12 protein-coding genes and 1 pseudogene are annotated in these 14,322 nt (G+C 60.5%); 9 read left to right on the forward strand and 4 right to left on the reverse strand.

The features are described 5' to 3' along the window. Positions 1 to 15 precede the first annotated feature (15 nt). Positions 16 to 2,388, reverse strand: a complete 2,373-nt coding sequence (locus ACWNZ1_RS13485; RefSeq protein ID WP_456027693.1) for a bifunctional diguanylate cyclase/phosphodiesterase — start codon at positions 2,386 to 2,388, stop codon at positions 16 to 18. 217 nt (positions 2,389 to 2,605) lie between these two features. Further along, positions 2,606 to 3,562, reverse strand: coding sequence for a threonine dehydratase (locus ACWNZ1_RS13490; RefSeq protein WP_256453296.1), 957 nt, complete (start codon positions 3,560 to 3,562; stop codon positions 2,606 to 2,608). Between the two features lie 93 nt (positions 3,563 to 3,655). Between ACWNZ1_RS13490 and ACWNZ1_RS13495 the strand changes: the two genes are divergently transcribed. Next, complete coding sequence (locus tag ACWNZ1_RS13495) at positions 3,656 to 4,474, forward strand: helix-turn-helix transcriptional regulator (RefSeq protein ID WP_256453297.1); 819 nt, start codon at positions 3,656 to 3,658, stop codon at positions 4,472 to 4,474. Between the two features lie 186 nt (positions 4,475 to 4,660). Here the strand turns inward: ACWNZ1_RS13495 and ACWNZ1_RS13500 are convergent, their stop codons facing one another. After that, positions 4,661 to 5,572 (reverse strand): hypothetical protein, encoded by a 912-nt coding sequence (locus ACWNZ1_RS13500; protein WP_280944086.1) that lies wholly within the window; start codon positions 5,570 to 5,572, stop codon positions 4,661 to 4,663. A gap of 314 nt (positions 5,573 to 5,886) precedes the next feature. Between ACWNZ1_RS13500 and ACWNZ1_RS13505 the strand changes: the two genes are divergently transcribed. The 4 genes from ACWNZ1_RS13505 to phnE are packed head-to-tail and all read left to right on the forward strand — an operon-like array spanning position 5,887 to position 9,117. After that, positions 5,887 to 6,738: a putative selenate ABC transporter substrate-binding protein gene (locus tag ACWNZ1_RS13505; protein ID WP_265072143.1), complete on the forward strand. Its 852-nt coding sequence runs from the start codon at positions 5,887 to 5,889 to the stop codon at positions 6,736 to 6,738. Then, the gene (locus ACWNZ1_RS13510; protein ID WP_135845885.1) at positions 6,735 to 7,532 is read left to right on the forward strand and encodes a phosphonate ABC transporter ATP-binding protein; all 798 of its coding nucleotides are present in this window, start codon (positions 6,735 to 6,737) and stop codon (positions 7,530 to 7,532) included. The genes ACWNZ1_RS13505 and ACWNZ1_RS13510 overlap by 4 nt, the downstream gene beginning before the upstream one ends. Continuing rightward, positions 7,526 to 8,353 (forward strand): PhnE/PtxC family ABC transporter permease, encoded by an 828-nt coding sequence (locus tag ACWNZ1_RS13515; RefSeq protein WP_135845886.1) that lies wholly within the window; start codon positions 7,526 to 7,528, stop codon positions 8,351 to 8,353. The genes ACWNZ1_RS13510 and ACWNZ1_RS13515 overlap by 7 nt, the downstream gene beginning before the upstream one ends. After that, positions 8,350 to 9,117, forward strand: coding sequence for a phosphonate ABC transporter, permease protein PhnE (phnE, locus tag ACWNZ1_RS13520; RefSeq protein ID WP_280944087.1), 768 nt, complete (start codon positions 8,350 to 8,352; stop codon positions 9,115 to 9,117). The genes ACWNZ1_RS13515 and phnE overlap by 4 nt, the downstream gene beginning before the upstream one ends. Before the next feature lie 15 nt (positions 9,118 to 9,132). On the opposite strand, the gene ACWNZ1_RS13525 is transcribed toward phnE, so the two are convergent. Then, entirely contained in the window at positions 9,133 to 10,056 is a 924-nt protein-coding gene (locus ACWNZ1_RS13525; RefSeq protein ID WP_135845888.1) for a LysR family transcriptional regulator, read from the reverse strand. Positions 10,057 to 10,168: 112 nt separating this feature from the next. Between ACWNZ1_RS13525 and ACWNZ1_RS13530 the strand changes: the two genes are divergently transcribed. The 4 genes and pseudogenes from ACWNZ1_RS13530 to ACWNZ1_RS13545 all read left to right on the forward strand — a co-directional run bounded on the left by ACWNZ1_RS13530 (position 10,169) and on the right by ACWNZ1_RS13545 (position 14,297). Next, complete coding sequence (locus ACWNZ1_RS13530) at positions 10,169 to 11,164, forward strand: aldo/keto reductase (RefSeq protein WP_256453300.1); 996 nt, start codon at positions 10,169 to 10,171, stop codon at positions 11,162 to 11,164. 383 nt (positions 11,165 to 11,547) lie between these two features. Further along, a pseudogene (locus tag ACWNZ1_RS13535) lies at positions 11,548 to 12,702 on the forward strand (FIST signal transduction protein); the annotation flags it as partial. Between the two features lie 372 nt (positions 12,703 to 13,074). Further along, positions 13,075 to 13,575, forward strand: coding sequence for a methyl-accepting chemotaxis protein (locus ACWNZ1_RS13540; protein ID WP_256454416.1), 501 nt, complete (start codon positions 13,075 to 13,077; stop codon positions 13,573 to 13,575). Positions 13,576 to 13,784: 209 nt separating this feature from the next. Continuing rightward, positions 13,785 to 14,297 (forward strand): hypothetical protein, encoded by a 513-nt coding sequence (locus tag ACWNZ1_RS13545; protein WP_135845891.1) that lies wholly within the window; start codon positions 13,785 to 13,787, stop codon positions 14,295 to 14,297. The last annotated feature ends 25 nt before the right edge of the window (positions 14,298 to 14,322 follow it).

A 14,322-nucleotide genomic window follows, 5' to 3' on the forward strand; every position in this document is an offset into this window, starting at 1 on the left:
CAGCCCGTTGGACCTCTACCTATCGGCCCCCGGATGAGCCGTCTGTGCTTGCAGCAATGCCTTGAACTGGTCGGCAGGCACCGGCCGGTTAAAGTAAAAACCCTGGAATTCGTCGCAGGCATTGTCCCGTAGAAAGTCGGCCTGTTCCTTGGTTTCCACGCCTTGGGCAACCACGGTCAGGCTGAGGGTCCTACCCATCGCAATAATGGCCTCGGTCAAGGCTTTGTCTTCCGAGACATCGCAGATATCACGAATAAACGAACGATCGATCTTGATGACGTCGAGGGGAAATTGCTTGAGTGCCGAGAGCGAAGAATAGCCGATACCGAAGTCATCGATGGCAATCCGGACCTTCAAGTCTTTAAGCCCGATCAATACCTTCAATGCTCTTTTGGCATCTTGCATGAGCAGGCTTTCGGCAATTTCGAGTTCCAGCAGACCGGCGTCCATACCAGTTTCTGCCAGTATCGCGGCGAGATCCGTGAGTAAGTTCTCATCGGCAAACTGCCGCGCGGTCAGGTTCACGGCCATCCCCAAATGCGGCAGCCCCTGTTGTTGCCAGGTAACGTTTTGTCGGCAGGCGGTCTTGAGCACCCACTTGCCGATCGACACGATTAAGCCGGTCTCTTCCGCGACCGGAATAAATTGCATGGGCGCCACCACCCCCAAATCGGGATGTTCCCAACGCAACAGCGCTTCCATGCCCGTGATCTGGCCGCTGCGCACATCTCGCTTGGCCTGGTAGTGAAGTTGGAACTCCTCGCGCTCCAGGGCGTGGCGCAAACTCAACTCCAGCGTCAGCCGTTCCAGCGAGTCCGCATTCAGTTTCTCGGAATAGAATTGGAAGTTGTTCTTGCCTTGTTGCTTGGCCTGGTACATCGCGATATCGGCGTTTTTCTTGAGTGTCTGCTCGTCCAGGCCATCGCGGGGAAAAACACTGATGCCGACACTGGCGGTGATACGGAACTCCTGACCGTGGAGGTTAAAGGGCCGGGCAATGGTCGACAGGACTTTCTGCGCGGTGACCGCCACGTACGAGTCCTCCGACAGCTCCGGCAGCAAGATCACGAATTCGTCGCCGCCTAATCGAGCTACGGTGTCACTGGCGCGCAGACAGGCCCGAAGGCGCAGTGCAACGGCTTGCAGCAGTTGGTCACCGGCATCATGCCCAAGCGTGTCATTGATTTGCTTGAAACGATCAAGGTCCAGGAAGAGCACCGCCAACTGCCGATCATATCGGCTTGCCTCGCGGATACTCTGAGCCAACATCTTGCTGAACAAACTACGATTAGGCAGCGACGTAAGACCGTCGTGATAGGCGAGATACTCGACACGTTCGGCGTAGGCTACTTTGGCTTCGGCGGCCCGCAAACGGCTTTGCACCAGTTGCCAGCTCATCCGACTCAGCAGACTGACCAACAACACCAGCAACAGGCTACCGCCCGCCGCCCGCCACAGGTAGGTATGCGCCTGCCGCGTCACCGCAGCCAGTTGCTCCTCCTCGGACAAGCCGACGATCACTGCCAATGGATAGTCGTAGAGTTGACGGGCGCTGGTGTAGCGCCGTACCCCGTCCCATCCATTGGTCGAGAGTAGCGCTTCAGTGTTTTCAGTGTCCGGCACCACCGCCGCGTAATCGACCGTATCGCCGGCTATTACTGCCTCCCCGGTACGCCGTACCCGGAAGATGCCATCGGTCCCCAGCAGCCCGAGCGTACCCTGATTGCCGAGCTTCGAGGCGTCGTAGCTGCTGACGAAATACGCCGCGTCGACCTCGACCATTGCGATCCCGGAGAACGCGCCCCCCGCCGAATTGAGACGCCGGCTGAAGCGCAGCGTCCACTCGCCCGTCGCAGGATTTTTCCAGGGACGACTGATCGACAGGGTATTGTCGCGCCACCGCGTTTGCGCCTCATCCTGGGCGACGACAATGCCCACTTCACTCGCCTGCGTACTGGCGACCACCACACCGCTGGCGTCCACCACGCTGACGTCAAACAGGAAAGGGGGTGGCAATAACGCCCGCTCCTTGAGTTTTGGCAGCGGGTTTTGTTCCCCCTCGGACTCGTAAGTGTATTTGACGAGTTTGAGGGTCTGATCAATTTCACGCACGGCCCGCAGAATTTGCGCCTCGTACGTGGCGCCGATTTCCAGGCTTGCCGTGGCGGCGCCCTGTTGCGCGCGAACCTGTTCGACCTTGATCAGGTACAGGGTGCCCGCCCAGATGGCCAGCAACAGGAGCACCGTTAGCAGCGGAAATAAAATGTAGATTTCTTTGGCTTGGTCGAACCCGCGCCGAAACAGGCTATGGGTGGTAGCGGAAACGGAGTTTGCAGCATTGGCAATATCAGAGGCCGATCCCAATATATTCGACCGTTGGACCGGCATGATGTGCTCCCTGCATCGTTTCACTGCTGACGGCTTGCGGGCCTTTGACGCGGTAACGGCTCCTGGAGTTAATTGCTCCTGATCGGCCACGCGAAAGGATTCCGGGTCTGGTGAAAACTATAGACTACAAAGCGGGCCTGTCAGGCGAGAGCCTATTGGTTTGAGGTCAAAATCAGTATCCAAAGGCAAGATCAAGAAACCGCCTGCGCCACCTCAGTCATCCAATCACTTTCGCATACACCGATCTATCGACATTCCCACCCGACAGAATCACCCCCACCTTCCTCCCCTTCATCGCTTCACGCTCCTGCATGAGCGCTGCCAAAGCGGCCGCGCCAGCCCCTTCAGCGAGGTTATGGGTATCGGTGTAATAGACACGCATGGCTTCGGTAATTTCCTGGTCGCTGACCGATACGATCCGTGTCGCAGCGGCCCCGTAGATGGCGAAGGCCTCGGCAATTGGCCTGCGCACGGCAAGGCCGTCAGCAAAGGTGTTGGCCGAGGCGGTTTCGCACAGGTCTCCCGTTTCAAACGATAACTTTGCCGCCATCGCCTCAGTGGACACCACACCCACTACCTGGGTTTTCAGGCCCAAGGCATCACGGGTGGCGATCACCGCACAAATCCCCGAGCCACAGCCAATCGGCACATAGACAGTGTCCAGGTCCGGCGCGGCCTTGAACAATTCAAAGGCATAAGTGGCCACGCCTTTGACCAACTCCATATGAAACGGTGGCACCAGGTAGAGGCCATGCACTTGCGCCAGGCGCGCAGCCTCCTCACGGGCCTCATCGAAATCGCGGCCGTACTCAATCACCTCGCCGCCAAAGCCGCGCATGGCGTTGTTCTTTTCGACGGAATTACCCTCCGGCACCACGATCAACGCCCGCAAACCCTGCGCCGTTGCCGACAGCGCCAGGCTCTGGCCATGGTTGCCACGGGTGGCGGTGACCACGCCTTTCACGTCCGGGTGGGTGCGTTTGAGCCAGTGCATAAAGGTGATACCACCGCGCACCTTGAAAGCACCGGTCGGGGTGTGGTTTTCGTGCTTGACCCACACCGTGCAACCCAGCCGTTCAGCCAGCAACGGCCAGGCGTATTGGGCGGTTGCCGGCATGACTTGATAGACATGATGCGCAGCTTGTTCAAGATCGTCGCGAGTCAGTGTGTGCATGAGTGACCTCCAGGTTTTGCCCAGTCTAGGCGTGGGCGCCAGACGGCGGCTTTCAGAAAACTGACCTGACTTTTGTGCTCGCTCTTCTCTACTATGGTGTTCATGAGCTATCGAAACCGCCTGCCGCCATCGCGTCCATCCGAACCGGTCCGTCGTATCGAGGCTGGCCCATGGGCGATCGAATTGTTACCCGGCTGCGCCTACGCGGCCCGTTATGTCGCGACCCAGGCGGCGATTGGCTTTGCCTTTGACAGCCAGCGAGGCGTGCATGCCATTGGCAGCGACCGCGTGCAGCCCTTCGAGGCCATGCCCAATGGCCTGGCGTTCGTCCCGGCCGAGTGTGACGTGTTCTCCGAATCACCGGGGGGCGGTGAATACCTGCGGGTCATGCGTACAGACGGTTTTCCATTGGTAGGCGATCGGGCCTTCAACAATCGCATTGATCAACAGGCCATCGCCCTCGCCCGACGAATGCGCGGGGCACTGTTGCGGGCCTCCATCGAGGACGATTGGGAGGCCTGGGCACTCGGGCTGGCTGAACGGACGATGGATAACCTGGCGTTGTCGACCCCGCCCCCAGGGTCTATCACCGGCAACCGCATGCGTCTGCTCGATGAGTTCATCGACGCTGGCCTCGACGGCCCACTGAGTGTACCGGCCATGGCGGGATTGCTCGGATTGTCCGAAGGCTATTTCATGCGCGCCTTCAAGCATGCGACGGGCAAAAGCCCCCATAGCTACCTGATCGACCGACGCCTGGCCAAGGCCCGCGCCCTGATGCGTGATTCAACAGCCGGGTTGGCGCAGATCGCCCACACCTGCGGCTTTAACTCCCAGGCGCACATGGCGACTGTCTTCAGGCAGCGCCTTGGCGTCAGCCCGGGGCAGTTGCGTAGAAGTTCGAGGGACTAGGTGAGCAGCTGGCTTACGCAGGACCGGTTAACAACCCTCTACCTGTTTATTTTTTGATCGTCTGTTGAAACGCTCCAACCGCCTGGCCGCGACGCGGTTATCCACAGACATACTCACGGTTTTTCTGGATAACTATGGATGAGCGCAGCGACGCAAGTGCTTGAGCGTTCACTGTTTCCGGGTAGATTAAACCACCGTCGGAATGCATCGCTCCGGCCGGGGGCCGACGCTGGCTTGGGCCCTGTCCACCAGCCATTGCACCCACCTGGCATCCTGGTCATTGACCACGGCAAAACGGTTCGGCGGGAAAAAGGTCCAGTGATGGGCAATCTCTACAAGGCGCTTGAGTTCATCGGCGGACATCCAATACGGCGTCTGCGTCAACGGCATTGGCGCCCCGTCGAAACGCCGCCCCAGAGGTAGGTTGGTACCGGGGGCAAAGGCAAACGCCAGTTGTTGGCGGGGTTGCATCTGTTTGTCCAGCGCAGGCATTCGCCCGACCCGCTCGTAGGTGAAACTGCCCGGATATCCCTCCTTGAGCGCGAGCCAGTGGCCCGCAGCGGTCTTGGCCAGGACCCATTGCGACACACCGGAGTCTTGCATACGCTCAAGTTTGCCATTGGTCCACTGCATGAGGGCGTTGCAATCCGGGTCATAGTCACAAGACCACAGGCTGATGCCAGAGACCAGGGTATGGCGCTCAAGCTCGACCAGTCCTTGGTCCGGCATCGACTGCCAGTAGCGTCTGGTCGGGTCGCGGGTATCGCGCAAAAAGTTGTGCAGCGCCCAACCGGCCATGAACAGCAACGTCGCCAGCGCAAGCCAGCCAAGGGAGTCATCGACGATCCGGTCAACGTCCAGACCTGGGGCGACTAGCGCTCGATACAGCCACAGGCCGAGTAAAAACGCGATGCCCGGCAGCACAGGGCCAAAGCACAACGGCGGCACGAGCACCGCGATCCAGCTGAAGCGGTGCATGGCAGCGTGCTCATGCGCCCAGGCCAGCTCCTGGGCGAGCATCGGCACCTGTTCCCGTGGAGCAATTGCAGGGTCGGGGGTCTTGAAGCGCGTGAACAGTGTGTAGGAGTCATCGCTCATGGATCGAATCAGGCTCTTGCGTCATCGTTCATCGGATCGTCGATCATGCCAGGCTCAGCTTGCTTCTGCTGACTGCGACAATGAGTGCAGGTGATTTCAATCAAGCCTGGTCCGGCGCGATATTTAGATCAAGAACTGCTTGCATCGCCAGTTTGAGCTTGTAGGATCCCGGCAATGCTGCCAACAGCGATCCACCGGGGCAGCCAAAAAACGGTCATCGGGCTCCCGCTCGTCTACCCTCACAAAGCGCCGTGCCTTTAACAACCTGTGGCTAGCGCTTAAACATTCTTGCGTTAATGTACCGGAGATCTTCCATGTTCAAGCGTTCCCTGGCACTGGCTGCAGGCTTGACCCTGTCTTTTTGCACCCTGCTGACGCAGGCCGCCGACACACTCAAGGTCAGCGCGATTCCCGATGAAGCCCCTACCGAGCTGCTGCGCAAGTTCAAGCCACTTGGCGCTTACCTGGAACAGCAAACCGGCATGAAAGTCGAGTTCGTGCCCGTGAGCGACTACCCGGCCGTGGTCGAGGCACTGGCCACCGACCGGATCGACATGGCCTGGCTGGGTGGCTTCACGTTCGTACAAGCCCGCCTGAAAACCGGGAATGCCATTCCGTTGGTACAGCGCGAGCAGGACGCCCAATTCACCAGCAAATTCATCACCGCCGACCCCGCCGTCAAGTCCCTGGCCAACCTCAAGGGCAAGACCTTCGCATTCGGCTCGGTGTCGTCGACTTCCGGCAGTTTGATGCCGCGTTATTTCATGCTACAGGACGGCATCAAGCCGGAAACCTACTTCAGCCGCGTCGGCTACTCGGGCGCCCATGACGCCACCGTCGCCTGGGTCCAGGCCGGTAAGGTCGATGCCGGGGTGCTGAATGCCAGTGTCTGGGAAAAACTGGTCGCCGCCGGCAAGGTCGACACCACCAAGGTCAAGGTGTTTGCTACCACACCGGCCTACTTCGACTACAACTGGACGGTGCGCGGCACCCTCGATCCCGCCCTGGCCGCCAAGATAAAAGCCGCCTTCCTGGCACTCGATCCGGCGAACCCGAAAGACAAGGAAATCCTCGACCTGCAGGCCGCCAGCCGCTTCATCGAAACCAAGCCTGAGAACTACAAGGGCATCGAGGAAGCCGCACGCGCCGCCGAACTGCTCAAATGACGTTGCACCTGACCCAGGTCAGCCTGGTCCACGGCAACGGTGTCCAGGCACTGCGTGACGTGGACCTGCACATCGGCGCCAACGAACAGGTCGCCATCATCGGCCCGTCCGGTGCGGGCAAGTCGAGCCTGCTCAACGTGTTGGGCACCGCCCTGCGCCCGGGCAGCGGTGAAATGCAAGTGCTCGGCGTGCGAGCCTGGCAGTTGTCGGCGCGCCAGCGTCAACGCCTGCGCGCGCGCATCGGCCTGATCCATCAAGCGCCCCCGCTGCCGCCGCGCCAGCGCGTGGTCACTGCGGTTCTGGCTGGCAAGCTGGGCCAGTGGGGGATTGGCAAGAGCCTGCTGAACCTGCTGCATCCGCTGGATATTCCCGGTGCTCGCGCGGCATTGGCCAGGCTGGACCTGGGCGACAAGCTGTTCGCCCAATGCCAGCAACTGTCCGGCGGCCAGCTCCAGCGCGTGGGCATCGCTCGCGTGCTGTATCAAGCGCCCGAGGTGTTGCTGGCCGACGAGCCGGTATCGGCCATGGACCCGGTCTTGGCCGAGCACACACTGTCGGTGCTTTGCCACCATGCCCGGGAGCACAACGTCACCCTGGTCGCCAGCCTGCATGCGGTGGAGCTGGCCCTGGCGCATTTTTCGCGGATCGTTGGCCTGCGCGATGGCCAGATCCTGTTCGACTTGCCAACCGATGCGGTCGACCGTGGGCTGCTCGACACGCTCTACGCCAATGAACAATTGCAGTCCACACCGATCCCGGCGCCGCCCTTGAGCGTACAGATTCCCCGATGCTGACACGCGATACCCGAGACCCCGCCACCCGCCCTCGCCTGCTGCTCAGTTTGCTGGCACTGGTTCTGCTGTGGCCGGGCATTCGATTCAGTGAGTTGGACCTCAGTGTGTTGGTGGCCAGTGACAGTCAGAGCGAAATGGGCCGCTTTGTCTCAGCCTTCTGGCCTCCAGCCCATGGCGAGGAATTCATTGAGCTGCTGTTGCAAGCCACCTTGCAAACGCTGGCGATCGCCACGGCGGGCATGGCCCTGGCGTTGCTGTTGGCCGTTCCCGCCAGCCTGCTGGCCAGCCGTGCCCTGTCGCTGTCTGCGGCCTCCCATGCCGGCATTCCAGGCTATTGGGGCCAACTGTTGCGGTGGCCCGTACGCGGTTTACTGATCTTCCTGCGCAGCGTGCCGGAAATCGTCTGGGCCCTGCTCTTCGTGCGCGCCGTCGGCCTCGGCCCGACCGCCGGGGTATTGGCCATTGCCATTACCTACAGCGGCATGTTGGGCAAGGTCTACGCGGAAATCTACGAGTCAGTCGACCAGCGTCCGGCCCACGCGTTGCTGCAGGCCGGCAGCAGCCGGCTCGCGGCCTTCGGCTATGGGATCCTGCCCAATGTCGCGGCAGAGCTGTTGTCCTACACGGTGTACCGCTGGGAGTGCGCCATCCGCGCTTCGGTGGTAATGGGCTTCGTCGGTGCCGGTGGCCTGGGCCAGCAAATGGACCTGTCGTTGCGCATGTTCGCCGGCGGTGAAGTGGCCAGCCTGCTGCTGACGTTCCTCGTCCTGGTGTTGCTCGCCGATCACCTCAGCCGCCTGCTGCGCTGGAGGCTGGCATGAATCGTCTGTTCAACGCGCTCATTGTCCTGGGTATCGGCGCGGCGGTCGTCGCCTCGTTCGCCTATCTGGGCATCGACCTCGGCGAGCTCAACGACAGCGGCAACCTGACCCGGATGGGCGCTTATGCCCAGCGTTTTCTCAGCCCGGACCTGAGCCTGGGCCACCTGCGCGCGATTGGCCAGGGCGCCGTGGAAACCCTTGCGATGTCCGCCATCGGCACGCTGCTGGCGACGGTCTTCGGCCTGTTATTGGCATTGCCCGCGGCCGGGCGCTACGGCTGGCCGTTCCAGAGCGCCTCGCGCCTTGTGCTCAATGCCTTGCGCGCGGTTCCGGAACTGGTGTGGGCCGCGCTGATGGTCCTGGCCGCAGGGCTCGGCCCCAATGCCGGCACCCTGGCGTTAGCCCTGCACACCACCGGCGTACTCGGCCGGCTGTTCGCCGAAGCGCTGGAAAACACCCCGGCAGAACCGGCCAATGCCATCCGCCTGCAGGGTGGCAATGCTGTCGTGGCGTTCTGTTACGGCACACTGCCCAATCTGTTGCCCCAGTTGCTGGCCTATACCCTGTACCGCTGGGAAAACAATATCCGCATGGCCAGCGTGCTCGGCTTCGTCGGTGCCGGGGGGTTGGGCCAGATGCTCTATGTCAGCCTCAGCCTGTTCCAGGAGGCCCAGGGCAGTACGGTGATCCTGGCGATGCTGCTACTGGTGTTCGTGGTCGATACGTTGAGTAGCTGGAGTCGTCAGCGTTGGGTCCAGGCTTGACGTGGTCGCGCGCCTCTAGACCCTCACCATCAACTCCCGCTGCGTATCCGCCACCCCGTGCAACAACTCGATCACCCAGTCGATAAAGACCCGCACCCGAGGCGATAACTGTCGATGCGGTGGGTACACCGCTGAGATCGGCCACAACGGCACGGCGTATTCATCCAGCACTTGCACCAGGCGCCCCTCGGCCAATTGCCGCTGGACGTGGTAACGCGGTACTTGAATCAAGCCCAAGCCGGCCTCACAGGCCATTACGTAGGCGTCGGCATTGTTGACGGTCAGCTCGCCCGGCAATTGCACTTCGCGCACCTGCCCTGCCACCTCGAACTCAAACGGGAAAAATCGTCCATTGCCCGAGGCAAAGTTGATGGCCCGATGCGCCGGCAAATCCTCCAACCGTTGGGGCGTGCCCGAGCGGGCCAGGTAGTCGGGGCTGGCGCAGGTCAGTTGCTGCAGCCGCACAATGGGCCGTGCCACCAATGCCTGGTCGACGACGTTGCCGGCCCGAATCGCACAATCCACGCCCTCGCGCTGCAGATGGACCTGCCGGTCGTGGAAGCCGATGTCCAGTTGCAACCCTGGGTAGCGCCGATAGAAATCCGGCAGATGCGGCAGGATCCAGGTGCAGCCGAAGGCGATGGGCATGTCCACCCTCAAGGTGCCGCGCGGTTGGCTGCGCTGCACCGACAACGCGCTCTCGAGGTCATCGAGGTCGTCGAGCAGTTGGCCGCAGCGCTGGTAATAGGCCTCACCATCGAGTGTCGCGCGCACCTGCCGTGTGGTGCGCTGCAGCAGTTGCACGCCCAGATGGGTTTCCAGCTGCTGTATCAACAGGCTGACGCTCGCCCGGGGCAGTCCAAGGTCATCGGCCGCCTTGCCAAAACCGCCCAGCTCGACGATGCGCCTGAACACCTGCATGGCCTGTAATCGATCCATTCTCGGGCTCACTATTTAGATAGTGCGAATAGTTAAACCAAAAATCACGGGTTTATCCAGAAAACAGCTTGCTGGAGACTGAACGAGTCATTCACCGCCAGGAGCAATCATCATGATGACCCGCCAACTCGGCCATCACGGCCCCCACGTTTCAGCCATCGGCCTGGGCTGCATGGGCATGTCGGACTTCTACACCACCGGGGTGGATGAGCGAGAGGCCATTGCCACGCTGCACCGCGCCGTGGAACTGGGCGTGACCCTGTTCGACACCGCTGACATGTATGGCCCGCACACCAACGAAGAACTGCTCGGACGCGCCTTGCACGGCAAGCGTGAAAGCATCTACCTGGCCACCAAGTTCGGCCTGGTGCGCAGCAGCGACCCCCACGCCCGAGGCGTCAATGGCCGCCCTGAATACGTCAGGCAATCGGTCGAGGGTAGCCTCAAACGCCTCAAGACCGACTACCTCGACCTCTACTACCAGCACCGCGTTGACCCCCTCGTCCCCATCGAAGAGACCATCGGGGCCATGGCCGAGCTGGTCAAGGCGGGCAAGGTCCGCCACATTGGCATCTCAGAAGCCAGCGCCGAGACCATCCAACGCGCCCATGCGATTCATCCACTGGCAGCGGTCCAGAGCGAATACTCGTTGTGGTCCCGTGACCCTGAACACAACAGTGTGCTCGATACCTGTCGACGCCTGGGCATTGCCTTCGTCGCCTACAGCCCCCTGGGTCGCGGGTTTCTGACGGGTGAACTGAAGAGTCCGGACGATTTTGCCGCCGATGATTATCGCCGTTTCAACCCACGCTTCCAGGCCGACAACTTCACTCGCAACCTGATACTGGTGGAACGGGTCAAAGCATTGGCCGCAGATAAGGGCATCAGCGCTTCGCAACTGGCCCTGGCGTGGGTATTGGCCCAGGGCAACCATGTCATCCCGATCCCGGGCACCAAACAGCGCAAATATCTGGAGAGCAATGTCGCGGCCACGGCCGTTACATTGAGCGCCGACGAACGGGTTCATCTGGATGACATTTTCGGCGCCGAAGGTGTGGTAGCGGGCGATAGATACGCCGCTCAGACGATGACCCTATTGAACGGCTGATCGATCGGTCGAGCGGCTGTGCCGTTTTGCACCCGCAGCCAATCGTCCGATTTACATGGCGAAGAAGGACCTTCGCAAACGGTGTGGAGGGGACGCCGGGCAGCTTTGCTGTGTTTCTGCGCAGATGTGTACGAAAGTCGTTGATCGATAGACGCAGTAAAAGCCAACGAAAAGACAATGTGGAGCGGGAAAGCAAATAGATAGTTTGAGACTGGGCAATACACAGGGGTCATCCACCGCTGGTGGTCCCTGTATATAGCCTGAGCGCCGCCGGGCGCCTCTGCGTAACCAACTCTAACAAGCTCGCTTTCGCATAAGAGGACAGAGGAAGGCCCCGCGCGTATGCCGCGTATGCATCACGTCGCACTCAAACGAGTCCAGCCATGAACCTACTGAATCTCTTCAAAAAGGCCCGCGCCCACGCACAAGGTGCTGTCAGCGTGGTCTGCACCGCCAGTGAGCTTGACCAGGCGCTGGCCAGCGTGCGCGTAGACCCGGTGTTGGTCACCGGCTTTGTCTCTCCTCACCTGGACATCGACCAGATCGCCGCCAAAATCAAAAAGCGCTTTGGCCACAGTGCAATCAGCCTGTGCACGACGTCGGGAGAGCTGTGCAACGGCGCGAGCACGCTGTACTGCCAGACCGGCGAGACGTGGGACCGGGTGGTGCTGCAACTGTTTGATTCCAGTGTGATTGCTTCGGCCGAGGTGGTGATGGTGCCGCTGGAGTGTGAAGACATTCGCAGCGGGGGCAAACGTCTGGCCATGCGCGAGCGAATCGCCAAACTGGTGAACAATATCAAGCAGGCGCAGGTGAGCACGCCCATTGACCACCGCGACACCTTGGCCTACGTGGTGTTCGATGGTCTTTCGGCGTCCGAGTCGTTCTTTATGGAGGCGCTCTACGAGTCCGGGCGCTTCCCTTGCCTGTTCGTCGGCGGCTCTGCCGGGGGCAAGACGGATTTCAAGAAAACCCTGATCAGCGATGGCCAGCGCAGTTACCAGAACCATGCGCAAATTGTTTTTCTGAAAACCGCGGCGGATGTGCGCTTCGGGGTATTCAAAAGCCAGAACTTCCAACCCGCCGGATTAAGCCTCAACGTGCTGACCGCGTCGGTGGAAGACCGCACCATCGACCAGGTCATCGACAGCCGCGGCAATATCAAGAGCATGGTGCAGGCCCTGTGCGACGCATTCGAGTGCACGGCCCAAACGCTGGAAAAGAAGCTGGCCGACTACTCATTCGCCATCCGGGTGGGTGAAGAACTGTTCGTGCGCTCCATTGCTCGCATCGACTATCAACAACAAATCATCCAGTTGTTCTGCGACGTTGCGCCCGGCGAAGAGCTGGTGATGGTCAAGCGCACGCCTCTTCGCGAAGCGACCCGCATCGACTACGAGAAATTCCTCAGAGGTAAAGGTGGTCGGCCGGTAGCGGCCATTCTCAACGACTGCATCCTGCGCCGGCTCAACAACGGCAGTGACCTGGGCAGCATGGCCGGTATTTTCGGCGACGTGCCTTTGGCCGGTTTCTCGACTTTTGGTGAAATCCTGGGCCTGAACCTGAACCAGACGCTCACGGCGATTTTCTTCTTTCGAATCACCAAGGGCGCCCGTTTTGCCGATGAATACGTCGACCACTTCATCGCCCACTATGGCGAGTTCAAGGCCTTCTTCCTGCGTCGTCAGATCAAGAAACTGGCCGGCCTGAACCATGTAGTGGTCAAGCAGATCATGGCGTTCAAGATGAATGACTTCAACAGCGCCTTGGACACCCGCGGCCTGGATAACACGATCCTGCCGGTGTTCAACGGCCTGACGGACCTGGGCCAGGTATTGGCACAGGCCAGCCAGCAGCAAGAGGAGATGGCCACGCAAATCAAGCATTACTCCGGTGAGCTGCACCTGTCGATGGATGACCTGACGGGCACGATAGATCGGCAAAATAGCGTTGCCGAGCAGGCGGGCACAACCGTGGAACAACTGGCCACGCAAGCCGGTGAAGCGGTGGTCGGCGCGCGTGCGCTCGCCAGCTCAAGCCTGCGTATCCAGTCGATCGTGCAGGTGATTCAGCAAATCGCCGGGCAGACCAACCTGTTGGCGCTCAACGCCGCCATCGAAGCCGCCCGGGCGGGTGAAATGGGCAGAGGTTTCGCCGTGGTGGCTGACGAGGTGCGTAAGCTGGCGGAAATCACCCGCAAGAATGCGGCTGAAATCGGCGTGGATATCGACCTGCTGTCAAAGGAGATCCAAGGCGTCGCTCAACAGATCGAAGATCAGTCCGTGGCCGTGGGCGCACTGCGCGAAATGCTCGATGTCCTGGAGGACTCCAGCCGCACCACTGAAGGCACAGCGCAACGCACCAAGACCATCGCCGACACCTTGACCGGGCTGACCCATGCCAGTGCTTGAGCCCTTCAGGGCACAAAACCGGCGGCCACCTTCGAAGATGACATAAATCAAGGTTGTCCCGGGGATATCTACTCATCATTTGGGGGCGTTAGTAAGCGACTGTCATGCTGAAGTCCATGAGTTCCGGCGAATGCGGCTGACTCCACTCTCCACAATCGTGTGAAACCTGTGATTTTGGTTCGGCTCCTCCCCCACATAGGTAGCTCGACATGAAAAATACCCGACTGGCCATGCTTTTCCTTCTTGCATCGCTTTCCCCCCTATGGACGTCAGCAGCCGAGCAATCTGAAGTGCCGTCGACGCAGCAACAAACCCCCAATGTTGCAGAGTTCGATACGCAGATGGCCCAGGCGCAAGAGACCTTCCAGAAAATGCAGGAGCAGATGGAGAAAATCCAGCAGACCCAGGATCCCCAGGAGCGGCAGAAGCTCCTTCAGGAACATTGGAATACGATGCAAAGTGGCATGGCCATGATGAATGGGATGGGGGGGCCGGGAATGATGGGATGCTGCCGAGGCCCCGGCATGATGGGCAAAGGAAAGATGATGGGCGGTGGTCATATGATGGGCTGGCAGGACTACTCCAAGCTGCCCCCGGAGCAAAGAAGTCAACGCCAGTACATGATGGATAGATTCACCGGCATGCAACAGATGATGATGGACCAGATGATGCGGCATCAAAACTACATGCAGGGGCAACCACCGGCCAAGCCTGGCGCATAAGTTATCGCCAGTGGTGCGGTGGCCG

The sequence above is a fragment of the Pseudomonas sp. CFBP 5748 genome (assembly GCF_053850495.1).